The 23,372-nt window shown below is 70.8% G+C and carries 22 protein-coding genes; 11 read left to right on the top strand and 11 right to left on the bottom strand.

The window, feature by feature from the left end; all coding sequences use genetic code 11:
- The 3 genes from QR77_RS36750 to QR77_RS36760 all read right to left on the bottom strand — a co-directional run.
- The coding region (locus QR77_RS36750) for a serine/threonine-protein kinase (protein WP_150130607.1) at positions 1-958 on the bottom strand (958 nt) is incomplete at its 3' end.
- Between the two features lie 183 nt (positions 959-1,141).
- On the bottom strand, positions 1,142-2,158 hold the full coding sequence (locus QR77_RS36755) for an asparaginase (RefSeq protein WP_040026302.1): 1,017 nt from the start codon (positions 2,156-2,158) through the stop codon (positions 1,142-1,144).
- 176 nt (positions 2,159-2,334) lie between these two features.
- Entirely contained in the window at positions 2,335-3,627 is a 1,293-nt protein-coding gene (locus tag QR77_RS36760) for an MFS transporter (protein WP_063798123.1), read from the bottom strand.
- 61 nt (positions 3,628-3,688) lie between these two features.
- Between QR77_RS36760 and QR77_RS36765 the strand changes: the two genes are divergently transcribed.
- Positions 3,689-4,339: a TetR/AcrR family transcriptional regulator gene (locus QR77_RS36765; protein WP_236710958.1), complete on the top strand. Its 651-nt coding sequence runs from the start codon at positions 3,689-3,691 to the stop codon at positions 4,337-4,339.
- Positions 4,340-4,490: 151 nt separating this feature from the next.
- Entirely contained in the window at positions 4,491-5,147 is a 657-nt protein-coding gene (locus QR77_RS36770) for a TetR/AcrR family transcriptional regulator (protein WP_040026304.1), read from the top strand.
- A gap of 18 nt (positions 5,148-5,165) precedes the next feature.
- Here the strand turns inward: QR77_RS36770 and QR77_RS45575 are convergent, their stop codons facing one another.
- Both QR77_RS45575 and QR77_RS36775 read right to left on the bottom strand, forming a co-directional pair.
- Positions 5,166-5,375, bottom strand: coding sequence for a carotenoid oxygenase family protein (locus QR77_RS45575; protein ID WP_201778857.1), 210 nt, complete (start codon positions 5,373-5,375; stop codon positions 5,166-5,168).
- A gap of 67 nt (positions 5,376-5,442) precedes the next feature.
- Positions 5,443-5,829, bottom strand: coding sequence for a hypothetical protein (locus QR77_RS36775; RefSeq protein WP_040026305.1), 387 nt, complete (start codon positions 5,827-5,829; stop codon positions 5,443-5,445).
- Between the two features lie 504 nt (positions 5,830-6,333).
- On the opposite strand from QR77_RS36775, the gene QR77_RS36780 reads away from it, so the two are divergent.
- The gene (locus tag QR77_RS36780; protein ID WP_052489340.1) at positions 6,334-6,915 is read left to right on the top strand and encodes a DUF4232 domain-containing protein; all 582 of its coding nucleotides are present in this window, start codon (positions 6,334-6,336) and stop codon (positions 6,913-6,915) included.
- A gap of 129 nt (positions 6,916-7,044) precedes the next feature.
- Here QR77_RS36780 and QR77_RS36785 read toward each other — a convergent pair whose 3' ends face one another.
- Both QR77_RS36785 and QR77_RS36790 read right to left on the bottom strand, forming a co-directional pair.
- A complete protein-coding gene (locus QR77_RS36785) occupies positions 7,045-7,773 on the bottom strand; it encodes a DUF4232 domain-containing protein (RefSeq protein WP_078877606.1) in 729 nt (242 codons plus the stop codon).
- A 182-nt stretch (positions 7,774-7,955) separates the two neighbouring features.
- Positions 7,956-9,362 (bottom strand): serine/threonine-protein kinase, encoded by a 1,407-nt coding sequence (locus tag QR77_RS36790; RefSeq protein ID WP_040026306.1) that lies wholly within the window; start codon positions 9,360-9,362, stop codon positions 7,956-7,958.
- Positions 9,363-9,408: 46 nt separating this feature from the next.
- On the opposite strand from QR77_RS36790, the gene QR77_RS36795 reads away from it, so the two are divergent.
- Positions 9,409-9,960 carry an RNA polymerase sigma factor gene (locus QR77_RS36795; RefSeq protein WP_107069027.1) on the top strand — a complete coding sequence of 184 codons (552 nt, stop codon included), beginning with the start codon at positions 9,409-9,411 and terminating at the stop codon, positions 9,958-9,960.
- Between the two features lie 82 nt (positions 9,961-10,042).
- Here the strand turns inward: QR77_RS36795 and QR77_RS36800 are convergent, their stop codons facing one another.
- Together QR77_RS36800 and QR77_RS36805 are read right to left on the bottom strand one after the other, a co-directional pair.
- A complete protein-coding gene (locus tag QR77_RS36800) occupies positions 10,043-11,149 on the bottom strand; it encodes a response regulator (RefSeq protein ID WP_040026308.1) in 1,107 nt (368 codons plus the stop codon).
- Complete coding sequence (locus QR77_RS36805; RefSeq protein ID WP_040029297.1) at positions 11,142-11,372, bottom strand: hypothetical protein; 231 nt, start codon at positions 11,370-11,372, stop codon at positions 11,142-11,144. The genes QR77_RS36800 and QR77_RS36805 overlap by 8 nt, the downstream gene beginning before the upstream one ends.
- A 329-nt stretch (positions 11,373-11,701) precedes the next feature.
- Between QR77_RS36805 and QR77_RS36810 the strand changes: the two genes are divergently transcribed.
- Genes QR77_RS36810 through QR77_RS36820 form a run of 3 tightly spaced genes read left to right on the top strand, consistent with a single transcriptional unit; the run spans position 11,702 to position 14,144 of the window.
- Positions 11,702-12,499, top strand: a complete 798-nt coding sequence (locus QR77_RS36810; RefSeq protein ID WP_236710961.1) for an ABC transporter substrate-binding protein — start codon at positions 11,702-11,704, stop codon at positions 12,497-12,499.
- Positions 12,500-12,513: 14 nt separating this feature from the next.
- The gene (locus QR77_RS36815; protein ID WP_040026311.1) at positions 12,514-13,299 is read left to right on the top strand and encodes an amino acid ABC transporter permease; all 786 of its coding nucleotides are present in this window, start codon (positions 12,514-12,516) and stop codon (positions 13,297-13,299) included.
- Positions 13,300-13,304: 5 nt separating this feature from the next.
- On the top strand, positions 13,305-14,144 hold the full coding sequence (locus QR77_RS36820) for an amino acid ABC transporter ATP-binding protein (protein WP_052489341.1): 840 nt from the start codon (positions 13,305-13,307) through the stop codon (positions 14,142-14,144).
- A 167-nt stretch (positions 14,145-14,311) separates the two neighbouring features.
- On the opposite strand, the gene QR77_RS36825 is transcribed toward QR77_RS36820, so the two are convergent.
- Positions 14,312-15,028 carry an FCD domain-containing protein gene (locus QR77_RS36825; RefSeq protein WP_040026313.1) on the bottom strand — a complete coding sequence of 239 codons (717 nt, stop codon included), beginning with the start codon at positions 15,026-15,028 and terminating at the stop codon, positions 14,312-14,314.
- 11 nt (positions 15,029-15,039) lie between these two features.
- Complete coding sequence (locus QR77_RS36830) at positions 15,040-16,029, bottom strand: dihydrodipicolinate synthase family protein (protein ID WP_063798124.1); 990 nt, start codon at positions 16,027-16,029, stop codon at positions 15,040-15,042.
- A gap of 72 nt (positions 16,030-16,101) precedes the next feature.
- Here QR77_RS36830 and QR77_RS36835 point away from each other — a divergent pair, with 72 nt between their 5' ends.
- The 4 genes from QR77_RS36835 to QR77_RS36850 all read left to right on the top strand — a co-directional run bounded on the left by QR77_RS36835 (position 16,102) and on the right by QR77_RS36850 (position 23,228).
- Complete coding sequence (locus QR77_RS36835; protein ID WP_040026315.1) at positions 16,102-17,547, top strand: sialate:H+ symport family MFS transporter; 1,446 nt, start codon at positions 16,102-16,104, stop codon at positions 17,545-17,547.
- Positions 17,537-18,493 (top strand): dihydrodipicolinate synthase family protein, encoded by a 957-nt coding sequence (locus tag QR77_RS36840; protein WP_040026318.1) that lies wholly within the window; start codon positions 17,537-17,539, stop codon positions 18,491-18,493. The genes QR77_RS36835 and QR77_RS36840 overlap by 11 nt, the downstream gene beginning before the upstream one ends.
- Positions 18,494-18,582: 89 nt before the next feature.
- Entirely contained in the window at positions 18,583-20,331 is a 1,749-nt protein-coding gene (locus tag QR77_RS36845; RefSeq protein WP_040026321.1) for an RNA ligase family protein, read from the top strand.
- Complete coding sequence (locus QR77_RS36850; protein ID WP_040026323.1) at positions 20,331-23,228, top strand: poly(A) polymerase; 2,898 nt, start codon at positions 20,331-20,333, stop codon at positions 23,226-23,228. Before QR77_RS36845 ends, QR77_RS36850 begins: the two co-directional genes overlap by 1 nt.
- Positions 23,229-23,372 lie beyond the last annotated feature (144 nt).

The following is a 23,372-nucleotide window of genomic DNA, read 5'->3' on the forward strand; positions in this document are numbered from 1 at the left end:
CGGGCGGCACCCTGGGGACAACGGCCGGCGGAGGCGAGGGCGGAGGCGGGAACGACGTGGAGGTGAGGGTGGCCGCAGCCGGGTCGGGCCCAGCGGCGGTCCCGGACGGTGAGGGCGACACCGCCGGAGCACTCGGCGCCGCGCCGCCCGCGGGCTCACCCAGCACCCGGTCGAGCACCTCCCTGATCCCGGGCCGCGCCGCGGGATCCTTCGTCAGGCAGGCCGCGACGACGCCGGCCAGCGGCGCGGGCACCCCCGACAGGTCGGGCTCCGCGTGCAGCACGCGGGTCATCACGGCGGCGACGGTGTCGTTGCCGAACGGCGGCGCACCGGTGGCCGCGTAGAGCATCGTGCACGCCCAGGCGAAGACGTCGGCCGCCGGGCCGACGCTGCCCCCGCCGAGCTGCTCGGGCGCCATGTAGGAGGGGGTGCCGACGGCGCCCACGGTGAGGGTGGCCGTGCTGTCCAGGGCGCGGGATACACCGAAGTCGATCACGCGGGGGCCGTCGGGGCCGAGCAGGACGTTGCCCGGCTTGAAGTCGCGGTGCACGACCCCGGCGCGGTGGATCGCGGCGAGCGCCATCGCCGTGCCCACCGCGAGACGGCCCAGCGCGCCTCCGGTGTGCGGCCCCTGCTCGGTCACCATCTTCTGCAGTGAGGGCCCGTCGACGTACTCGCTCACCACGTAGGGGCGGTCGCCGGTCGCGTCGCCGTCGAGCACCTGCGCCGTGCCGAAGCCGGCGACGCGCTTGGCGGTGGCCAGCTCCCGCAGGAACCTGCGGCGCGCCTCGGGATCGCCGGCCAGCCGGGCGTGCAGCACCTTCACTGCGACCCGGTCGCCGGACCGGTCACGGCCGAGGAAGACGATGCCCTGTGCTCCCTCGCCGAGCCTGCCCTCCAGCCGGTAGCCGGACAGCTCCCTGGGATCTTCTGCCTGCAACGCAGCGGCTTTCAGCATCCTCACCCTCCCCCATGACCGAGTCAGCCGGGCAGAGTCTAGGCCGTTCCGACGGACCGTCACAGCATGGGTGTGCTGGAAGGTGTGAGAACTCCGACTGGATTGGTACGAAAGTGAGTTGGGCCGACGGAAGGGCCTGTGTCAGCGGTGAACCCGTGGACGTCGTCGGCTCCCTTGGAGCCGTCAGCCGCGCTCGTCGAACGCGGCGACGACGGCCGCGCGGTCGGCGCCGCCCGCCAGCAGCAGACGCAGCAGGACGCGGGCCTTGTAGGGGTCCAGGAGTCCGCCGTTGATCAGGCCGCGCCGTCGCAGGTCGGTCTCCGAGCCGGTCGCACCGTACGTGTGGCGCAGGACGGAGCCGCTGCCGGTACGCGAGGTGAGGACGACCGGGATACGTCCGGCCAGCTCCCCGAGGACGGGAGCGAGCGCGGACGGTACGTGGCCCACTCCGAAACCCGCGACGACCAGGCCCTGCCGGGTCTCGGCGAACGCGGCGAGGTGGGCCGCGTCGTCGTCCAGGGTGACGGTGTGCAGGGCGACCCGTACGTCTTCTGCCGCTCGCGGTGAGGGCGGGGCCGGGAGCGGAGTGTGGCGCGGCGGGGTGACCAGCAGCCGGACCCGGCCCTCGGAGACGAGGCCGAGCGGGCCGGTGCCCGGGGACGCGAAGGCGGCCGTGCTGGTGCTGTGCGTCTTGCGGACCCGGCGCGCGCTGTGGATCTCGTCGTTGAGTACGACCAGAGCGCCCAGTCCGCGAGCGCCGGGAGCGGCCGCTGTGCGGGCGGCGGCGAGCAGGTTCGCGGGACCGTCGGGCCCGGCGAGCGTCGGGTTGCGCATCGCCCCGGTCAGTACGAACGGCTCGGGGTGCGGCCAGACCAGGTCGATGAGGTACGCGGTCTCCTCCAGGGTGTCGGTGCCCTGGGTGACGACGATGCCGCGGGCGCCCGCGGCGACCGCCCGGGACGCCGTGCCGACCAGGCCGAGCACCTGCGCGAAGGTCAGGTCGGCGCTGGGGACGGCTTCGACGTCGTGGACGTCCAGCGGCATGCCCAGTTCGGCCAGCCCCGGCACGGACGCCGTGAGGTCCGCGCCGGTCAGCCGGGTGACCACCGGGCCGCCGCCCGCAGGCCGGCCCGGCTCCCCGTCGGCGGTGTGGCCCGCCATGGCGATCGTGCCGCCGAGTGTGAACAGGGCGATGCTCATTGCCCCGACCCCCTTCCTGTGAGCTGCGCGGCCGACACCCGGGCGCGGGCATCGGCCCACCCTACGGCCGCCGGTCAACCGACCCTGAGGAGCTTCCCGACGCTCCATGCGAGCCAACCTGAACTCACGCTGTACGGGGACGAGTTGGCGGCGCGGGCCGATGCGGCGGCACACCGTCAGGGGGTGTGGACGGGGCTTGCTTCACGGGGTTCCCGCACGGGCGCCGGGGTGAGCGGGGTGAGCGGCGCCGGCGGCTCGGGACGGTTGAAGGCGGTACGCAGGGCGAGGGCGACGAGCGTGAGGGCCAGCACCACCAGTGTGTAGACCTCGGTCGTGGGCCGGAGCCCGTAGTGGGTGTCGGCAAAGCCGGCGATGACAGCGGGGACGCTGAAGGCCAGGTACGAGATGACGTAGACGGCCGCGATGAGCGCTCCCCGCTCCTGGGGCCGGGCGATACGCGCGACGGTACCGAAAGAGGCGAGGGCCCCGGCGCCGAAGCCGGCGCCCGCGACGACCGTACCCACCACGCCGAAGGCGATGTTGTCGTCATGGACGCCGACGAGTGCGAGCAGCGTTCCGAGGCCGAGGCCGGCCGCGGCGGGTACCAGCAGCCGGGGTGCCGGGACGCCGCGCAGCGTGAAGGAGGTGACCGCGGCGACACCGCAGAGCAGTGTGATGACGATGCCGCCGATGAGGTGGTTGGTCAGGCCGAAGACACCTGCGGCGACCGACGGGCCGAGGGAGAAGTAGAGACCGCCCAGGGCCCAGGTGGCGATGAGAACGGGTATGACGGGGGCGATGTGCGGACGGAGATGACTCGGGATGCCGGCCCTGGGGGAGAGGGAACCCAGCGCACCGGGCCTGCGGTTGACGGTCTCCGGCATGAGGATGACGGCGAGCGCCGAGACGACCATGCCGACGAGCAGGATGGCGTACACGAGGCGGGTGGGCTCGGGGCCGAACTGGACGAGGGCTCCGCAACCGAGCGCACCGAGGGCGAGCCCGCCGGTCGGGGCGACGGAGTTGACGGTTCCCGCGTGGTGTTTGGCGTGCGGGGGCGCGAGGTCGACGAGTGCGGCGCCCAGCACGGAGATGCCCGCTCCGGTGGCTATGCCCTGGCACAGCCGTGCGACGCAGAGGGCCAGGGTGTCACCGGCGAGGAGGAAAAGGACGAGGGCGAGGATCTCCAGGAGGATCGCCCCGGTGAGGACGGGCCGGCGGCCCACGTGGTCGGAGAGCCGGCCGACCGTGAGCAGCGCGGCGAGCAGTCCGAAGACGTAGATCGCGAAGACGACCGTCAGGATCGTCGGCGAGAAGCCCCACATGTGCTGGTAGACGACGTACAGCGGGGAGGGTGCGCTGGACGCGGCCATGAAGAGGACGACCAGCGCGGTGGTCACGCCGAAGAACACCCGGTGGCGGCGCGTGTGCGCGGGGTCCGGCCGTGTGGCCGGCGGAGCGGTGGGCACGTGGTTCTCCTCAATCCTTAATGCAGTACTCTGAGCTTTTACGTGACCCTACACTAAGGCAATGACGACTGCGTTAGCCTATCGCAGCGATCTGTGCGAATATGGAGCCATGTCGAGCCCTACGACTGTCGCCGGTGAAGCCAGTGCCGCTGTACGTGCGGATGCCGCCGCCGGGAGCCGCCCCGGTGGCAGATCGGCCCGCGTCCGCGCCTCCGTTCACGCCGCCGTGGTGGCGCTGCTCGCGGAGGAGGACGGCGAAGTCCTGACGATCCCTTCGGTGGCCGCGCGCGCGGGCGTACACGCGACCACGCTGTACCGCAGGTGGGGATCGATCGCGGATCTGCTGGGCGATGTCGCTTCCAGCCGGTTCAGCGGGGCGAACGACGAGATCGTGGTGCCCGACACCGGGAACCTCCGTGACGACCTGCGGCAGTGGGCCGCCGGAGTGGCCGCAGACCTCGCCGACCCGGACGTCCTGCTGCTGATGCGAGCCACCATCGGGGCGGGGGAGAGCGGTGGTTGCCTGTGCCGGGGCGACCGCATGGAGCAGTTGGAGGCCATGCTCGAACGGGAGCGGGAGCGCGGCGGCGAACCGCCGGAGGCGGAGCACACCGCGGACATCCTGCTGGCCCCCCTGTACTTCCGTGCCGTCTTCACCGAAACCCCGGGCGCGCCCGCGTGGGCGCGCTCCCTGGTGGACAACTTGGCCTGACCCGGGCGCCCTTGGCGGGGCCCGCCAGTCGGCGCAACTGTTCCTGGGGCCCGGAATTGAGCGCCTGTTCGTCCTGAGTGCTTCGCCCCTTCCCCGCCGGACGTCCGTCAACTGTTGACATAATTTTTGCTATACGGATAGCGTTCTCTATATGAAAGACGATGAGCCGCGTCCGCGACGCCTCACCCGGGCGGAGACCAAGGCGCGTACCAGGTCCCTGCTGCTGGACGCCGCCGCGCGGGTCTTCGCGCGCAAGGGCTACGCCGGAGCGTCCGTCGAAGAGATCGCGGAGAGCGCAGGCTTCTCCACCGGCGCCCTGTACTCGAACTTCGCGAGCAAGGACGAGCTGTTCATCGAGCTTCTCTCCAGCCGCAGCAGCAGCCGTCTCGCCGAGGCCGCGACGATCGTGTCCGATCCGAAGGGCAGCATCGAGGACTCGCGGAAGGGGCTCTCCCAACTCCTGCTCGACGTCGCCGACAAGGACAGGGACCTTGCCCCGCTCCAGGCGGAGTTCTGGCTCTACGCGATCCGCCGACCGGAGTTCCAGGAGCACCTCGTCGCGCAGTTCCGCACCCACCGGGACGCGCTTTCCGGTGTCCTGGCCGATCGGGCCGAGGGCCGGGGCCAGTCCGGCGAAGCCCCGTTCGACGATGTCGCCACGGTCGTGCTGGCGCTGTTCCAAGGCCTCGTCCAGCTTCGCCGCGTGGATCCCGCGCTGGTTCCGGAGGAGCTGTACGGGACCGCCGTGCACTGGCTGTTCGTCGGTCTCAACGCGTCTCTCGACCCGTCTCGCGGCGGGAAGGGATAGCGGCGACTTCTTGCCGGCCTAATTGATGATGTGAGTGTTCGCCGGCGAACCGCGTAGATCCGGTGTCCCGTCGAGAGTGGGCGTCAGCGGGGTGTCGAAGCCCGCGGGGCGCACCCAGCGGTTGCGGTACCGCCTGGCCCGTCCGTTCTCCAGCCATATGCCGTGGAGCATGCCCTCGCCGTGGAACCAACGCCGTTTCTCTGTAGGCGGGTTGGGCCCGTTGCGCACGTACCAGCCATCAGCTCGGGCTGTATGGCGCCGGTCTCCGGCAGCGGCACCGGCAGCGGCAACTGCACTAGTGGGGCTGCCGCATGTGCCCAGCAGTCGTGGGTGGTGCCAGCCGGCTGAAGAAGTGGCTGTCGCCCAGGGGGCCGAGCACGGTGACGGCGAGTCCGAGTCCGATGGAGACGACCAGTGCCGGGTCGCTGATCGCGTCTTCGATCTGTGATTCGACCAGGGCCGCGAGCACGACCAGGACTGCCTTGGACGCGATCATGGGAACCAGGTGCAGTTCGATGCCCTTGCGCTTGAGCCGGATTGTGAGCAGGAACATCACCACGGCGAACACCACGATGGTGCGCAACGTCTCCTCCCACAGGGGCCTTTCGCGGTTGAGGAACCAGAACCCGCCGATCAGCAGGCCTCCGAGCAGGTAGCGCGGGAATTTTGAGGAGGACGTCATTTCTTCGCTCCGTGTGTCGAGAGATGTGTTGAGGGCCGGTGCGCACAGCGCCGACGCGCAGGTCCTTGCCCGCGGCGTCGGGCGACGGCCGGGACGGCGATGCCCGGGCACCGCTTCCACGTATCGAACACTATTGAGATTGTGTTCACTATGTCAATTGGCTGTAGGTGTGCGTCCGCGCGCGGGCGTCGGCGGGTCGGCGGGCAGCCCGAAGCGGAACGCCTTGCTGCCAGGCTCTTTTGACGGTTGCCCACATCCGGGCGAGAACGGGGGGGTGGACGCACAGGTCCGAACCCCGGGGCAGAGGGAGGCCGGGGTCCTCACGGCCTGCGACTACGAGAGGCGCGCCGATACCGCTGAGACAACCGTCCGAGCTGGCAGATATTTTCCGGAACTTCCGTGAACTTTCTCGGCGCAACCGCCATCCAACTTGTTGTACGGCGCCACAGCGTGGCCCGGACAGCACCACAGGAACAACACGAACAACCGAAAGAGGCGACCGAGATGCTGAAGTACCAGGATTCTGAGTCCGGACTGCGGAGCGGTGTCACCCGGAAGATAGCCGCGGCCCTCGCCGCCACTGCCCTGGTGAGCGCCGCGGGCGTCGGGGTGGCGCAGGCGTCCACAGCCTCGTCAGCGAAGACAGCCGCCGCGCTGCCGACCTGTTCGGTGACGGGTCTGAGCGCCTCGCTGAAGCAGCCGCTGGCCGGCGGCATGATGCACCAGGGCGTCGTGCTCCAGCTCAAGAACACCAGTGGCCGCACCTGCGCGCTGCTCGGCTTCCCGGGCCTCGGCCTGGAGAACGCCCAGCACAAGCCGCTGACCACGCACACCACGTGGGGCAGCACCTGGTACGTGGCGAGCCCCGCCAAGAAGGTCGTCGAGCTGAAGTCGGGCCAGACCGCCGAGGCCGTCATCGCCTGGACGCACGCCAACACCGGTACGCCGGATGCCAGCCACGCGGCCTACCTGGAAGTGACCCCGCCGGCGTCCACCGCGCACAAGACCCTCGCGTTCGACAACTGGGTCGACGGTGGAAGCCTCGATGTGACGGCTCTCGCCCCGCACATCACCGTCACCGGCTGAGTGACCGACCGAATCAGCGGCTGAACCAGCCGCTGAGTGCCTGATCCCCGGGGCCCGTCATCCTTGACGGGCCCCGGGGCGTTCGTATCAGAAGGTCAGGCGGCCGGGGGGCGGGTCAGGCGGGTCAGGTCAGGGCTTCGAGCCCGCCTGGAACGGGCCGACCTGGGGGACGGACGCCTTTCCGGTGTTCGTCACCGGCCCACCGGGCCACGAGGTCTTCAGCGACGCCTTCTCGTCGGGCGGTGTGATCTCGACAGCGGCGGGATCGACGGTGGTGACCCCGGTCATCTCCGGGTTGCTGAAACTCAAGGGCGCCCACGCGCTGCTGCCCGGGGCCAGCCGGACCGGCGGCTGCGCGCTTCCGGCGCGGGTCGGATTCAGCGAGACCTGCTCTCCCGCGCTGTTGACGAAGGCCAGGCCCGGGAAACCGTAGACGGTGCACGACCGCTGGGACTTGTTGGTCAGGACGAGGGCGAAGTTCTCCTGCCCGGCCCCCGGCTCGTTGTCGCCGACCGAGGCCTTCAGCTCCGAGGTGTGGCAGTGGCCGCTCGCCGCGGTCACCGGCTTGTCGGACTTCGGCGTGCTCGGAGTGTGGGTGGCGGGACTCCCCGGCGGCGTCTTCCCGCCGCCGCCGTCCGGGGTCTTCGGAGGCGCGCTGCCGTCGGTCGTCCCCGGGGTCGGCGCGCCGGTCGAGTCGCCGCTCAGCGGTGCGGCGGATCCCGCCACGGACTCGGGACCCGCGGTGTCCTTGCCGCAGCCGGTCACCAGGACAGCGGCGGCCAGCAGTGCCAGGCCGCCCACCGCGAGCTGTGAGTGCCTCCGGACGGGGCCGGACGGTATGTCCCTGTGCTCAGCCATTTCTGTTCTGTTCCCTCTCACTTCGAGCTCTCTTTCGGAGATGACCTGCCCGCGCCGATCGTGTGCGGGCAAGCCGTACTCCACCTGTGATGAGATCCCCGTCGAAAAAGTTCACGGTGTTTTTCCGGCGCCCACCACGGACCACACGGACCACGCGGACCGGTCCCGACCATACGGCGGGGTCAGCCCGAGATCCGCAGGCTGTGCAGGATCGGGTCCGTCCGGTCGGTGCCCCCGGCGGACCGTATCTGCACATAGACCTGCGGCAGCCCCGCCCGGGCCGGGACGAGGCCGATCTCCTCCAGCGAGTGGCCCGGAGTGCCGCACGACGACCAGGTGCGTACGCGGCCGTGCCAGGAAGCGTCCGTATACGCGCGACTGCCCTGGTACGTACAGTCACGGTGGCCGAGCTTGTCGACGCGCGCGGCCAGTTCCCCGCTCGTACCGAGCCCGACGAACACACCGCTGACATCGGCCCGCAGATTCTGCCACTGCCGCACATCGGGGGCGACGATCAGTCCAGGGGCCGGGCCGCCGGTCAGGCCCAGCGAGGTCGGCGTCCAGTCCGAGTCGACCATCTGTCCGGCCCACGCCTTCGGTACGGCGACGCTGATCCGCCCGCTGGCGTCGTTCACCCGTTCCACGGACGAGGCGGCCGGCGCGTCCATGGCCTTGACCGTGGCGCCGACCCCGAGCGCCGCCACCGCGGCCACAGCGACGGCGATCAGCACATGCGACCGCCGGATCCGGTGGGACCGGCGAGGCCGGCGGGTCTTGCCGCCCGCCTGCCGCGCCGCGAGCTGCTCGTGCAGGTGGTCCAACTCGTCGGCGAACGCCTTCGCGCTGGGCCATCGCCGCTCACGGTTGGTCTCCATGGCGCGCAGGACGGCGCGCTGCACCTCGCGCGGCAGATCGGGGCGCAGTTCGTCGGGCCGGACGCTCTTGCCCGGCCGGGCCGGCACCGTACCGGTCACCAGGTGGTACAGCAGCGCGCCGAGGCTGTAGACGTCCGCGCGTGCGTCGAGGCCGTCGAGGGACTCCGTCTGCTCGGGTGCCGTATAGCCGGGGGACCCCGCGACCACGGTGAACCCCGAGGCCTGGGCGAGATTCTTGGCCAGGCCCAGGTCCGCGACCAGGACCCGCTCCTCGCCGTCAGCGCCGCTCGCCAGGAGCACGTTCGACGGCTTGATGTCGCGGTGGATGATGCCGGTCCCGTGCAGGGTCGCCGTGCCACGGGCGGCGGACGCGGTGAGACGGAGGGCTTCGAGTACGGGGAGCGGCCCGGCCGTCAGCCGGTCCTCCAGGGTCCCCAGATCGGCGTATTCCATGACAAAGTACGGCCGCTCGTCCGGCAGCTCACCGATGTCGTAGACCTGCACGACGCCGCTGGAGGTGGCCTTGCGCAGCAACCGCGCCTCCGAGAGGAAACGCTCCCTGATGTCCAACTGATATGCCCAGTTCTCGGCCATGACCTTGATCGCGACGGGCGCCTCAAGACGGTCGTCATGGGCCAGCCAGACGACGCCGAAAGCACCCGTACCGAGGCGTCGTTCAATCAGGTATCGACCGATCCGCTCAGGAGGAGGCATGTGGCTATGATGCCCGAGTGACAGTGCTGCGACTGCAAGCGGTGTGATGGATTCCGCCGACACCGAAGCCCTCGCCGCCGCCGCGGCCGCCGGTGATGATCAAGCCCTTGAGCTGCTTCTCCATGCGATCCGCCCCGAGGTGGTACGGCGCTGCGCGCGGTTCCTTCCGTTCCGGGAGGACGCCGAGGAGGCGGCGCAGGACGCGCTGCTCCAGGTCGCCAGGAACATCCGTAAGTTCGAGGGGCGCAGCCGGTTCAGTACCTGGCAGTACACGGTGGTCGCCAACTGCGCGCGGCAGAAGTACCGGGAGCTGAAGCGGCGGGCCGCCGAGCGGCCGCTCGCCCCTGAAGAGGTGATGCGAGCGGAACCGCGCACCACGAGTGTGATCGCCGGCTCGCGGCTGGATCTGCTGGACGCGCTGGAGCGACTGGAGCGGGACAGTCCGCATCTGGTGGCGCCCTTGGTGTACCGGGACATCTGTCAGATGGACTACGCCGAGATCGTGGAGCGCCTTGGCATCCCGCTGGGGACGGTCAAGTCACGGCTGCACCGCGCACGCCAACAGATCAGGCCCTGGCTGTCCGACACCACCGGATAGAACGGCGCTCAGGGTGAACAGCGCTCAGGCGGTATCGGAGATGTCCGGTACCGCCTTTCCGCGCCACCTGGAACGAACCGCTTCACTGGGTGCGCAGGCGCCGTTCGAGGAAGATGCCGGCGAAAACGGCGACCTTGGCGCGCAGTGCCCAGGGGTCGAACGGTTTGCCTATGTAGTCCACGGCGCCGGCGGCATAGCCTCGGGCGCTGTGCTCGGGGTTGGTGCCCATGGCGGTGAGGAAGATGATCGGGACGTCCCTGGTCCGGTTGCGGCGCTTGATGTGGGCGGCCGTCTCGTAGCCGTCCATGTCCGGCATCTGGATGTCCATGATGATCACAGCGAAGTCGTCGTGATCGAGCAGCGCCTTCAGCGCCTCGCGGCCCGACGAGACCGCCACCAGCTCCTGGTCCAGGCCCGCCAGTACCGCCGTCATCGCGAGCAGGTTGTCCGGCTGGTCGTCCACGATCAGCACCTTGGGCATGCTCCCGTGGGTCGCGACGGGGATCGGCGCGAGGGTGTGGAGATCGGCGGGCTGCCTGGCGGCCTCGATGGTCTCCAGTTGGCGTTCCAGCAGCTCGCACCGCTCCTCGGCCAGCGCGCGGCGGCGCCGGGTGTCCTCCAGATCGGCCGCCAGCCGCATCACCTCCTCCTGAAGCGTGTCGCGCTCGCGCAGCAGATCGGCCAGGTCGGGGGAGGCCGAGGCCAGGGCGTCGGCGCGGGCCCGCTCGGCGCTCCACTCCGCCTCCAACTGGCTGAGCCGCACCTCCAGATCGGCGATCCGGTGCCGGCGGTCCAGCAGGGCTTCGCCCAGCACGTCACCCTCCGTCGTCGAGCGTCTGCTGACCCGGTCGGCGTCGGCGAGCTGCTGTTCCAGTAACTCCACGGCGTGCTTGGGGGACGCGCTCGTGCGTACGGCGGCCTGGTGCATCATCCGCACCATCTCGATGGTCTCCGGCGTCGCCGCTGTGCCCAAGTGCTCGGCGAGATCGGTGAACAGGTCCATCACCATGTCCCAGGGCGGGATACGCGTTCCGCTCAGATACCGCGAGAGCGTGCCAGGGTCCCGGGGGCGGCGCACCGCGTACCGTCGTACGGACACCCCCAGCCCGCCGAACAACTCCCGCAGGGTCTGCGCCAGTACACGGTTCTCCCGGCTCAAGTGGGCGGCCAGCGGCCTGAGATCACCCATGTCCGACGTCGCCTCCGGTCTCGCGGCCTTCGGGCGCCCGGCAGTCGGCGGCCACGATCCGGTCGAAGAACGGCACGGCCAGACCGATCGCGGCCACCCCGTACAGCACGCCGCGCAGCGTGCCCCGGCCCGCGAGAACCACCAGCACCCCTGCTCCCACACCGGTCAGCAGCGCGAGCAGGAACACCAGCGTCGACCTCAGCGACAAAAGTGAACGTTCCACCAGATACCTCTCCAGGCGCCACGACGGGACACCGAATGCGACACACATCCGCGGACGGTTGTCCGGAGATGTGCCTCAGCTTGGTTTGTCCCGCGGGCGTTGCGCCGGGCAATCCCCATATCGGCAACGTTGACCATCCGTTATCGGCAACGTTGACTGGTCGTTGCCACAACTCGGCGGCCCCGCAACGCTGATCAGCCGTGGCGCCCCGGCGATTACCGACGCCAAACCCTGACCTGGGGGCAGAGACAACAGGCACCCGCGATGGCAAGATCAACGCAACTCACCGACAGAGTCGGGTCCTTCGCCGACCTCACCATGGAGTGGCCGTGTCCGTTCGTTCCGCGCTACCCGTCATGCTCACCGCCGCCACAGTCGTGGCGCTGGCCGGCTGCACGAGCACCAAGCCTTCCGCGTCCGACGACGGTTCGAAGCTTCAGCTCGTGAAGTCCGGCAAGATCACCACCTGCACGCACCTGCCGTACGAGCCCTTCCAGGTGCGCAAGAACAACTCCATCGTCGGCTTCGACGTGGACCTCGTCGACCTGGTCGCCAAGGACCTCAAGGTCACCCAGGACATCATCGACACACCGTTCGAGGGCATCCAGAGCGGCGAGGACCTCAACACACGTAAGTGCGATCTGGCCGCTGCGGGCATGACGATCACCCCGGTCCGGTCCAAGAACCTGGACTTCACCGACCCCTACTTCGACGCGACTCAGGCCCTGGTCACCAAGAAGGGCACGTCCTACACCACGCTGGCCGCCCTCAAGGGGAAGAAGCTCGGCGTCCAGCAGGGCACCACGGGCGAGACGTACGCGCAGAAGAACGCCAAGGGTGTCACCGCCGTCCAGTTCGAGGACCTCGGGCTGCTCCTCACGGCCGTCAAGACCGGTCAGGTCGACGCCGCCATCAACGACAACGGCGTGCTCTTCGAGTACGTACGGAAGAACCCCGACACCGAGGTCACCGCCGAGTTCAACACCGGTGAGAAGTACGGCATCGGGGTGCGCACCGGGAACGACGCGCTGCGCCTGGAGATCAACAAAGTACTGAAGAAGGCCAAGGCGGACGGCAGTTACGACCGCATCTACAAGAAGTGGTTCCCCGCCGCTCCCAAGAAGTGAGGAATCCGGTACCGATGCCCATCTCCCGCAGACGGCGGACCCGTGCCATCCGGACCGCTCAATACGCCGTTCTGGCCATCGCGTTGATCGCGATCGCCCTGTCCGCCGACTGGGGCGAGATCCGCCGCGCCTTCTTCGATGTCGGTGTCGCCAAGGCGCAGTTCCCCGACATCATCACCACGGCCCTCGTCAACACCATCATCTACACGCTGCTCGGCTTCGGCTTCGGCCTCGCGCTGGGACTGATCCTCGCGCTGATGCGGCTGTCGGAGTTCGGACCGTACCGCTGGCTGGCCGTCACCTACATCGAGTTCTTCCGGGGCGTTCCCGCGCTGCTGGTCTTCATCGCCCTCGGGTTCGGCGTACCGCTCGCCTTCCAGGTGGCGCTCAACCAGTACCTGACCGTGATGCTGGCACTCGGCCTGGTCGGCGCCGCCTACATGGCGGAGACGATCAGGGCGGGCATCCAGGCGGTCCCCAAGGGGCAGACGGAGGCGGCGCGTTCGCTCGGTATGTCGCAGGGCCGCGCGATGGTCTCCATCATCATTCCGCAGGCGCTGCGGATCGTGCTGCCGCCGCTGACCAACGAACTGATCCTGCTGACCAAGGACTCGTCCCTGGTGTATCTGCTCGGCCTCTCACTGGACCAGTACGAGCTTGCCAAGTTCGGCCGGGACGCCCTGAACCAGAACCGCAGCCTGACGCCGATCCTCATCGCCGGACTCTGCTACCTGGTCATCACTCTGCCGCTCGGCCATCTGGTCCGGCGGCTCGAAGCACGTACGGCGAGAGCGAGGTGAGCGCGGTGAACGCGGTCCCCGAAACAGGGAAGACAGCGCACGCGGACCCGCCCGCGATCGAAGTGCGGGGCCTGCACAAGTCGTTCGGCGAACTGGAGGTGCTGTCGGGCATCGACTTCACCGTCGCCAGAGGCGAAGTGGTGTGCGTCATCGGCCCCTCGGGCTCCGGCAAGTCGACCCTGCTGCGCTGCGTGAACCTGCTGGAGGAACCGACGGCCGGCACAGTCATGGTGGCGGGCGCCGAAGTCACCGACCCCGACGTGGACATCGACAAGGTGCGCCGCCGGATCGGCATGGTCTTCCAGTCGTTCAACCTCTTCCCGCACCTCACGGCACTCCAGAATCTGACGATCCCGCAGCGCCGGGTGCTCGGCCGTGACAAGGCGGAGGCGGAACGCGTCGCCCGCGACCGGCTGGCGCGGGTGGGCCTGACCGACAAGGAGTCCGCCTATCCGGCGCAGTTGTCCGGCGGGCAGCAGCAACGGGTCGCCATCGCACGGGCGTTGGCGATGGATCCGGAGCTGATGCTCTTCGACGAGCCCACCTCGGCGCTCGACCCCGAACTGGTCGGCGACGTGCTCGCCGTGATGCGCTCCCTCGCCGACGAGGGGATGACCATGCTCGTGGTCACGCACGAGATGAGCTTCGCGCGGGAGGTCGCCGACCGTGTCGTCTTCATGGACGGCGGCGTCATCGTCGAGGAAGGCGCGCCGGCCCAGGTGATCGGCGCGCCCAGCCACGACCGTACGAAGCTGTTCCTGGCGCGGGTGCTCGACCCGGTAGCCGCCGCGCTCCGCGAGCAGGAGGAACGACATCAACGGGAACAGGCAACACCCGGCGCCTGATCAGGGCGGCGAGGACGCCGAGCCGGGCCGTACCGGGGGACACCCCCTCCGGGCACGGCCCGCTCCGGCGTCCGGGGCAGCGGCCCCCAGGGGCAGCGGCTCCCCAGGGGCAGCGGCTCCCCAGGATCAGTGGCTCCCCAGGATCAGTGAATCAGTGGTCCGGCGGATCAACGCGGGATCTCCAGCCGGTCCCTGATGCCACGGAAATGCCCGCTGATCGCCTCATGCAGCGCGGATTCGTCCTTGGCCAGCAGCGCGTCGAGGATCTGCCGGTGCCAGCGCGCGGTCGCCGCCGGCGCGTCGGGGGCCCGGGGCAGATCGGCGTCGAGCGTGTTGAAGACCTTCCAGAAGACCTGGAGCAGATCGAGTACCAGCTCGTTGCCGAGCGGCCGGTACAGCGTCTCGTGGAACGTCCAGTCCTGCTCCGGTGTGAACCGGCCGTGCTCGGCCTCCTCCTCCATCCGTGTCACCGCCGCGTCCAGCCCGGCGAAGTCGAGATGGCTGTGGGCCGCGAGCACCCGCCCGACCAGGCCCGCTTCGAGAACCTCGCGGACCTCCAGCAGATTCCGGATGTCGGCGTAGTCACCGCGTACGGACAGGGCGGTACGGAAGGAGAGCCCCGCTTCGAGCGCGGAGAACGGCACGGAGCCCACGTAGGTGCCGTACCCGTGCCTGATGTCCACGATGCCGACCGCTTCGAGGGCCTTCATCGCCTCGCGCAGCGGGTGCCTGCTGACGGTGAGTTCGCCCATCAGCTCGGACTCGGTGGGCAGTGGCGAGCCCGCCGCGAGTCCCCGCTCGACGATCAGCGCCTTGATCGATTCCTGTAGGGCACGCTGGTTCGCGCGGGCGCCGCCCGGCCTGCGTGTCGCCGAGTTATCCACAGTCCCAGAGTCTAAGCCCCGCCCCGGGCGGAGCCCGCAGGACCTGAAGCGGCCCGGTTCCGCTTAATTCCGTCGACGGAGCCTGCCGGATCGGTGAGCAGATCGGGCACGGCCTCCCACGCCGCCTCCCGCAGCGCGGGGATCGCCGACTCGGGGACCGAGCGGTGCGGCCAGCGGACCCGCGTGCCCACGGACGCCCAGCCACCCACCGCGCAGAGCGTCTTGTCGAGGGCGGGGTCGCTGTATCCGTCCGCCGCCAGGGGCGCGATGTACGCGTCGAGGAAGCCCCGCAGCCGCCCCTCGACCTCGCGCGCGCCTGCCGGATCGGTGCGCGTCCGCTCGTACCAGCGCACGGCTCCCGCCGGGCTCATACACGCGACGTTGGAGTACGACCCCGCCGCGCCCTTCCCGCACGCCGTCGCCAGGGTGTGCCCGGCGACGAACACGGCGAGGCGCTCGGTGAGTCCCTCGGCCACCTCGACGCCCGGCACCTTGACCCCGATGACCTGCGGCACCTCCTCGGCGATCCGCGTGAGCAGGCGCGGGGTGAGCTGAGTCTTCGCGTACGGCGGGTTGTACAGCACCAGCGGGACGCCGTCGGCGACCTCGGCCATCCGGGTCAGCGCCGTGAGCACCTCGGTGGGGTGCAGCGGCAGCCAGTCGGGCAGTACGACCTGGACGGCGCCGGGGCGCAGCGCGGCCGCCCGGCGGATCCGGTCGAGCGAGATCTGTCCGGAGGGGTGGCTCGCGCCGAGCTGGTACGGGACACCCGCTGCGGTGCACCGGTCGGCCACCAGCTCGTGCAGTCGGTCGTACTCCCGCTCGTCGAGCGTGTGGAACTCGCCGGCTGTGCCGTTGGTGTAGACGCCGTTCACACCCGTACGGAGCACCGCCGCCAGGTTCTCGCCGAGCCGGTCGAAATCGATCGCCTCGTGCGCGTCGACGGGCAGGAGCAGAGGGGACCAGATCCCCTTCAGGCTTCGCGGGCCGAGTGCTTGCATCGTTGACTCCCCGAAGGTAGCTTGCCTTGGACATAGGACATCCTATGTCCAAGCTATTTGGGAGGTCCAGCCGTGGCAGTGTCGCCGCCAGCTATCCCTCAGTCCTTCCGGCAACTGACCCGCGAGCAGCACAAGGCCTTCTTCGCCGCCTGGCTCGGGTATCTGCTGGACGGTCTGGACTTCGTCCTGATCACCCTGGTGCTCACGGAGATCGCCGCCGATTTCCACATCAGCCTCACCCGGGCTGCCACCCTGGTCTCGGCTGCGTTCGTCTCCCGCTGGTTCGGCGGGCTCGTGCTCGGTGCGATAGGTGACCGGTTCGGCCGGAAACCGGCGATGGTCCTCGCCATCCTGGCCTTCTCCATCGGCAGCGGCCTGTGCGGTTTCGCGTGGGGCTACTGGTCGCTGTTCGCCTTCCGCGCGGTCGTCGGCATCGGCATGGCGGGGGAGTACGGCTCCAGCGCGACGTACGTCATGGAGTCCTGGCCGAAGGCCATGCGCAACAGGGCGACCGGGTTCCTGCTCTCCGCGTACCCGATCGGCGGTGTGGTCGCCGCGCTCGCCTACGAGGTCATCGTGCCGGCGGGCGGCTGGCGGTGGCTGTTCTACGTCGGGATCCTCCCGATCGCCCTCACCCTCTACCTCCGGCGTTCGCTCCCCGAGGCGGCCGAGTGGCAGGCCGAGGTCGGTGATCGCCCCGGCGTGAGCACCTCCTCGGTGCTGCTCGCGCCAGGGCGGCGGCTGTCCAACACCGTCCTGACCGTCGTCCTCGCCACCGCCCTCGTGCTCCTCTTCAGCCAGAACGCCGGAGCCGCAGCGCCCTGGCTGATCGTCCTCGCCGTCGTCTGTCTGGTGGGGTTCGCCGTACAACTCGCCGGCCGGACCTGGCCGGTGATGATCGCGGTCATGCTCACCACGTTCTGCGCGTTCCTCTACTCATGGCCCATCCAGTCGCTGCTGCCGACCTACCTCAAGACCGACCTCGGGTACGACCCCGGCCAGGTCTCCGACGCGCTCACCTGGGCCGGGCTCGGGTACGCCGCCGGGTGCTGCGTCGCCGGGGTGGTGGGCGACAGGCTGGGCACCCGCCGTACGTACGTCTTCGGCCTGTTCCTCTCGCTGGCCTTCGTGTTCCCGGTGTTCGCGCTCGGGTCGTCGGGCAGCGTCGTCCTGCTGTGGTTGCTCCTGTTCGTCATGCAGGCCACCAGCCAGGGCATCTCGGGGCTGCTGCCCAAGTACATCTCCGACCACTTCCCCACCCGGGTACGGGCCGCCGGGCTCGGCTTCTCCTACAACGTGGGCGCCCTCGGCGGCGCCGTCGCACCCCTGGCGGGGGCCTCGATCGCGGAGCGGACCGGCCTCGGGCCCGCCCTGGCCGGGCTCGCCGGCGTGCTCACCGTCGTCGTCGCCCTGATAGTGGGGTTCGATGTGCCCGCGCGTATCGGCCGGGCGCTGAAAGTCGACTCCGACGCGCCCGCCTTCACCGTCCCGGAAAGGACAGCCACCCGTGGTATCTGACTCCTCCCTCCGGATCGGCGGCGTCATCCCGCCGCTGGTCACCCCGATCGAGGCGACGGGGGAGATCGACGTCCGGTCGCTGGAGCGGCTGATCGCCTTCCAGCTCGACGCCGGTGTCGACGGCATCTTCCTCGGCGGCTCGACGGGCGAGGTCGCGCTGCTCGACTCCGCCCAGTTGCGCACGCTCACGGAGGTCGCCGCCGGGACCGTCGCCGGGGCCGTCCCCGTCCTGGTGGGCGCCGTCGACACCGGGACCCGGCGGGTCGTCGAACACGCCAGGCTCGCCGCGTCGGCGGGCGCCGACGCGGTGGTCGTCACCGCGCCGTTCTACATCCGGCCGAACGCGGCCGAAGTGGTCGAGCACTACCGGCGGGTGGCCGGAGCGATCGATGTACCGGTCGTCGCCTACGACATCCCGAGCGCGGTCGGCATCCATCTGACGCCCGACATCGTCGCCGAACTGGCCGCCGACAAGCTGGTGATCGCGCTCAAGGACTCCAGCGGCGACCTCGCCGACTTTCGCGAGACCCTGCGCCGTACGGGCGGCACACTGCCCACCCTCACCGGCTCGGAACTGCTCGCCGACACCTCGCTCGAACTCGGCGCCGCCGGGATCGTGCCGGGCCTCGGCAACGTCGACCCGCACGGCTACGTACGGCTCCACCGTGCGGCGCTGGCCGGTGACCGGGCGGCGGCGCGCGCCGAACAGGACCGGCTCGCACGGCTGTTCAGGATCGTCACGGTCGCCGACCCGGCCAGGATCGGCTTCACGGCGGGCGCGCTCGGCGCCTTCAAGGCGGCACTGGCCCTGCGCGGGCTCATCACCTGCCCGGCCACGAATCCGCCGCTGCTCCCGCTCGACGAGAACGAGACACGGACCATCCGGGAGATGCTGGAAGAGGCCGGTCTGGGATCGGTGGGACGCGGGGGTTCCGCGGTGTCCTGACGGCCGCCGCGGACACCGGTAAACCGGTGGATCACTCGCACGCGCGCTTCTACAGTCACGGGACACACCGTCGTCCTCAGGAGCGCGCCATGCGCACGCACTATCCGCGCACCGCGCACCTGCCCTGGTCGCCCGGTGTCTCCTCGGACGACGTACGCGCCGGTGGGCTGTCCGGGCTTACCGGCCGCGAGGTCGTGGTCACCGAGAAGCTCGACGGGGAGAACACCACCCTCTACGCCGACGGACTGCACGCCAGGTCGCTGGAGTCCGCACACCATCCGTCGCGGGCCTGGGTCAAGGGACTTCAGGGACGCATCGGCGCCGCCATCCCACCGGGGTGGCGGGTCTGCGGCGAGAACCTCTTCGCGCGGCACTCGCTCGCGTACACCGAACTGGACTCCTGGTTCTACGCGTTCTCCGTCTGGGACGGCGAACACTGCCTGGACTGGGACCGTACGGTCCGCTTCACCCGGCGGCTCGGCGTGCCCGTCCCGAAGGTGCTGTGGCGCGGAACCTTCGACGAACGGGCCCTGCGCGCGCTGCGGTTGGACCTCGCCCAGCAGGAAGGGTACGTCGTGCGGACCGTCGAGGGCTTCGGCCGCGAGGAGTTCGGGCGACGCGTCGCCAAGTGGGTCCGTCCGGGACACGTTCAGACCGACACACACTGGATGCACGCCTCCGTCGTGGAGAACGGGCTCGGCCCGGCCGCCGCGCTGTGGGCCGTACGCGGCGGCGCGGCCCCCGACGTACCGGCCCTGCTGACCGCGCTCGGTGTGGACAGAGAACCCACGGCGGCCGTCGAGGAGGCCGTGGCCGACGTCTCGGCCCGGCTCGGTGTGCTGGGCAGGCCGGCCGAAGCGCGGCTGGCGGGCGTGGTGGCCACCCTGCTCCACGACACACCACGGTCCTGGCTCGGACCCCACCTGGTGGGACCGCTCGGCATGCGGTGGGCGCGCCGCGTCGCCGACCTGGCCGGGCTCCACACCCGCCCGCACCGGCCGTACCCGGACGAAGCGCGCGGGAGCGGACTGGTACGGCTGACCGCCGCCGCAGACCTGGGCGTCCTGCACGCGGTCGCCGGGGCCGTCGCCGGGGGCCTGGGCGGAGCGGAGGGCGCCGAGGCGCGCGAGCAGACCGCCTGGTCGGCGCTGTACGCCGAAGACGCGGGACTGCTCGGCGAAGCACCGCTGGAGCCCCTGCGGACGGAGGTGCGTGAGGCGCTCGACGGTGCCGGCGTCCATGGCGACGCCGCCGACCGGTGCTGGGCCGAGGCACGTGAAGCGTACGCGGCCGGAAAGATCACGGGCGCCGCCGAAGCGGTCGCCGCTACCTGGCGATGGCGGGACGGCGACTTCCCCCGGCTGATCCACCTGGCAGGCACCTCCGGCAGCGGGAAGAGCACCTTCGCGGCCGCCCTCCCCGGCGTCGGCGCGTACATCTCGCTCGACGACCTGCGTACGGCCAGGGGCTCCCGCACCGACCAGCGGGCCAACGGCGACATACTGCGCGAGGGCCTCGACCGGCTCGACACCGCGCTCGCCGGCGGCGGGACCGTCGTATGGGACGCCACCTCGCTCAACCGGCACCAGCGCTCACCGGTGCACGCGGTGGCGCGCCGTCGGGACGCCCTGGTCACCCACGCCGTCGCGCTGGTCGACGGAGCCGAACTGCTGCGGCGCAACGCCACCCGCGCGTACCCCGTACCGGCCGGGGTGTTCAGCTCACAACTCCACCGCTTCGACCCGCCCTACCCCGGCCAGGCGCACCGCACGTGGTACATCGGGGCGGGCGGCGCCGTGGACGACACCGCGGGCACCCTGCACGGAGACGAGGCGTGATGCGCACCAGCGACGAGATCTACCACCAGGTGCGCTGGGACGCGCGGTTCGACCCCGCCAGGTTCGTCCTCGGCATCAACCAGCGTGGAGCCGCGCCCAAGCGAGTGCCACTGCCCGCTTTCGTGCCGGGGGGCGACATCCCGTGGCACCGCGTGCTGTTCGTCGAGGCCGACGGCGAGGTGGTCTGGGACCGCGCCACCGGGACGGACCGCGTCGGTGCCTCGGACGCGGGACGGGTACGCGAACCACGGCGCCTGCGGGCGCCGTTCTTCACCGCCAGGACCCCGTACGCATGGGATCCCGCCGGGGGATGGCAGGCGGCCGACGGGGCGCCGAAGCAGGCGGCGCCGATCGGGCGGGGAGTGCGCGTACTGACCTGGAACACCCTGTGGGACCGCTACGACAGCCACCTCATCGACACCGCCAGGCGCCGCCCGCTGCTGCTCGCCGCGCTGCGGGAGGCGCGGGCCGATGTCATCGCCCTGCAAGAGGTCGAGGCCGGACTGCTCGACATGCTGCTGTGCGCGCCGTGGGTCCGTGACGGCTACACCCTGGGCACCGATCCGGCGGGCCAGGACGTCGAAACCGGCGGGCTGCTGCTGCTCAGCAGGCTGCCCGTCAGGGAGGCGGCCTGGCATGTCCTCGGCCGGCACAAAGCCGTCGCCGCGCTCACCGTGGACACGGGATCCGGCCTGCTCGTGGTCGCCGCCACCCACCTCAGCAGCGACCACTCCGAGAACGGCCGGGACCTGCGACGCGCCCAACTCGACCGCACCGGCGAGGGGTTGTCCGGCATCGACGGCGATGTGCTGCTGGTGGGCGACTTCAACGACGGAGCGGACGGCGCGGAGGGACCGGCCGCCGCGCTCGGAATGCGGGACGCCTGGACCGAGGTGCGCGGACCTGGCGACCGGACGCCGACCTTCGACCCGGTGGCCAATCCGCTGGCCGCTGTCTCCTCACTGTCCGGCCAGGCATCGCGGCTGGACCGGATCCTGCTGCGTGGCGACGACACCCTCGTACGCGTCGACGCGGTCCGGCTGCGGGGCGAATCGCCCACCCCTGACGGGCGGTTCATCTCGGACCACTACGGCGTGGAGGCGGAGGTGAGCTTCGGGGACAGCGGACAGACGGACGTAGGGGAGGTGCCTGGCGTCCTGGACGTTCCGGCGACGACGCGTACCGCTGTGGCGTGGATACCGCCGGACGAGCTGTGGCCGGCGATCCAGGACATTCGTCGCGAGCACGATCCGGGGATGGACCGCTGGCCGCCACACGTGAACCTGCTCTTCGGCTTCGTACCCGAGTCCGACTTCGAGCGGGCAGTGCCACTCCTGGCCGAAGTGGCGGCCGCGACAACGGGGTTCACTGCCCGACTGGCCGGTGTGCACACCTTCGGACACCGGGAGGACGCCACCGTCTGGCTCGATCCGGCGGCGGCCGGCCCCGAACCGTGGGCGGAGCTGCGCGCGGCGCTCGATCTGCGGTTCCCCGGCTGCCGGGGGCGCGCCGAGGGCTTCACGCCCCATCTGACACTGGGCCGTTCGCAGGACCCGCAACGCGTTGCCGCCCGTTGCGCCGCCCAACTCGCTGACGTGTCAGTGGCGGTGGGGGAGCTGGTTCTGCTCTCCCGTCGGGACGACGAGCCGATGCGACGGCGGGCGACATTCGCACTGGGCTCCGGCGAGATGCGGTGGGACCCCGAAGTCGGTTTCCTGGCAGGGGACTTCGACGGTGAGGGTGAGGGGGAGTCGGATGGCGGCCCGGCCCGGGAGGCCACCCGCCGCATCGCGGCGGCGCTAGACACACTGGACGCGCGCGGTCCCGGGATCGTGCACGTCGTGGGCTCCCGCCGTACGGGCTGCGCCCTGCCCGGGGCAGACCTCGACCTGGTCGCAGCGCTGCCCGGCACCGCCGACATCGCCGACGTACAGGCGCGGGTGACCGCGGAGCTGCCGGACGCCACCCGGATACGACAGGTGACGGGCGCCCGTGTGCCGGGCCTGCGGCTGCGTATCCGGGATCTCGACATCGACCTGAGTGTGGTCGCCACCCGCGCGCTCCCGCCCGCCGAAGCCGTCGCCCGCCGGGCGGAGTTGGGCGAGGCGGCGGCGATCGCGCTCAGCGCGGTCAGCGACTCGGAGGCGGTACGGTCGGCCGTCGGCGGCCGGGAGGCCGCCTTCGCCCTGCTGGCCCGACAGGTCAAGGCGTGGGCGAAGGCGCGCGGCCTCGACTCGGCCCCGTTCGGCGGACTGCCGGGCCTGGCCTGGTCCGTGCTCGCCGGACGCACCGTGCGCGAGGCCGGTGACCTGCCGGCCGACGGTCTGCTGCGGCACTTCTTCGCCACCTGGGCGGCCTGGGACTGGCGCGACACGGTTGAACTCACAGCGGGCGTAAGGCCGTCGGCGGGGGCCGTGTCGATCATGACCCCGACCGCTCCTGTCCGTAGCTGCACCGACCAAGTCGGGCCTGGAATGCGGGACTTGCTCGTACAGGAGCTGTACCGGGGGTGGGACATCCTGGAGACGGCCGCAGGGACCGGCGCCGACCGCTGGTCCGGACTGCTCGCGTCCCCGCCGCTGCACCGGCGCCACGCGGCCTGGGCGACGGTCACCGTACGCGCCGACAGAGCCGGGGAGTTCATGCGGACGCAGGGCAGGGTCCGGGGCCGCGCGCGGGCGCTGCTGACCGCGCTGGAGGAGGCAGGGGCGGCGGACGCACATGCCTGGCCGCGGCCGTTCGGGACGGGCCCGTCCCGGGCGACCTACGCGATCGGCCTCGGCCGGACCCCGCCCGACGCCGACCGGTTCGCCGGGATCGCGGAGACATGGGGGAGGGGTCTGCGCGGGGTCCGGGTCGCCCGCGTGGAGGGCGGCGCCGTACCGACCCTGCGCTGACGGGGCGTTGACGTCGTCGCCCGTGGACGTGGTCACCCGTTGACATCGTCATGCGGCCCATCTACGTTGCGGCGGAAAGCGCTTGCCACGCTTGCCGCGCCTGGTCGGCCCGGCCGGCCACCGACTCACGGTTCGACGTCACCA

It is taken from the genome of Streptomyces sp. 150FB (assembly GCF_000818195.1).
Lineage (GTDB): Bacteria > Actinomycetota > Actinomycetes > Streptomycetales > Streptomycetaceae > Streptomyces.

Coding starts and splice junctions, on each gene's coding strand:
- QR77_RS36755 (WP_040026302.1), bottom strand. CDS start 2,158: ATGAGCATCGCCCTGTTCACACTCGGCGGCACGATCGCCATGGCGGGC.
- QR77_RS36765 (WP_236710958.1), top strand. CDS start 3,689: ATGACGACTGCGTTAGCCTATCGCAGCGATCTGTGCGAATATGGAGCC.
- QR77_RS36770 (WP_040026304.1), top strand. CDS start 4,491: ATGAAAGACGATGAGCCGCGTCCGCGACGCCTCACCCGGGCGGAGACC.
- QR77_RS36775 (WP_040026305.1), bottom strand. CDS start 5,829: ATGACGTCCTCCTCAAAATTCCCGCGCTACCTGCTCGGAGGCCTGCTG.
- QR77_RS36780 (WP_052489340.1), top strand. CDS start 6,334: ATGCTGAAGTACCAGGATTCTGAGTCCGGACTGCGGAGCGGTGTCACC.
- QR77_RS36785 (WP_078877606.1), bottom strand. CDS start 7,773: ATGGCTGAGCACAGGGACATACCGTCCGGCCCCGTCCGGAGGCACTCA.
- QR77_RS36790 (WP_040026306.1), bottom strand. CDS start 9,362: ATGCCTCCTCCTGAGCGGATCGGTCGATACCTGATTGAACGACGCCTC.
- QR77_RS36795 (WP_107069027.1), top strand. CDS start 9,409: ATGGATTCCGCCGACACCGAAGCCCTCGCCGCCGCCGCGGCCGCCGGT.
- QR77_RS36800 (WP_040026308.1), bottom strand. CDS start 11,149: ATGGGTGATCTCAGGCCGCTGGCCGCCCACTTGAGCCGGGAGAACCGT.
- QR77_RS36815 (WP_040026311.1), top strand. CDS start 12,514: ATGCCCATCTCCCGCAGACGGCGGACCCGTGCCATCCGGACCGCTCAA.
- QR77_RS36830 (WP_063798124.1), bottom strand. CDS start 16,029: ATGCAAGCACTCGGCCCGCGAAGCCTGAAGGGGATCTGGTCCCCTCTG.
- QR77_RS36845 (WP_040026321.1), top strand. CDS start 18,583: ATGCGCACGCACTATCCGCGCACCGCGCACCTGCCCTGGTCGCCCGGT.
- QR77_RS36850 (WP_040026323.1), top strand. CDS start 20,331: ATGCGCACCAGCGACGAGATCTACCACCAGGTGCGCTGGGACGCGCGG.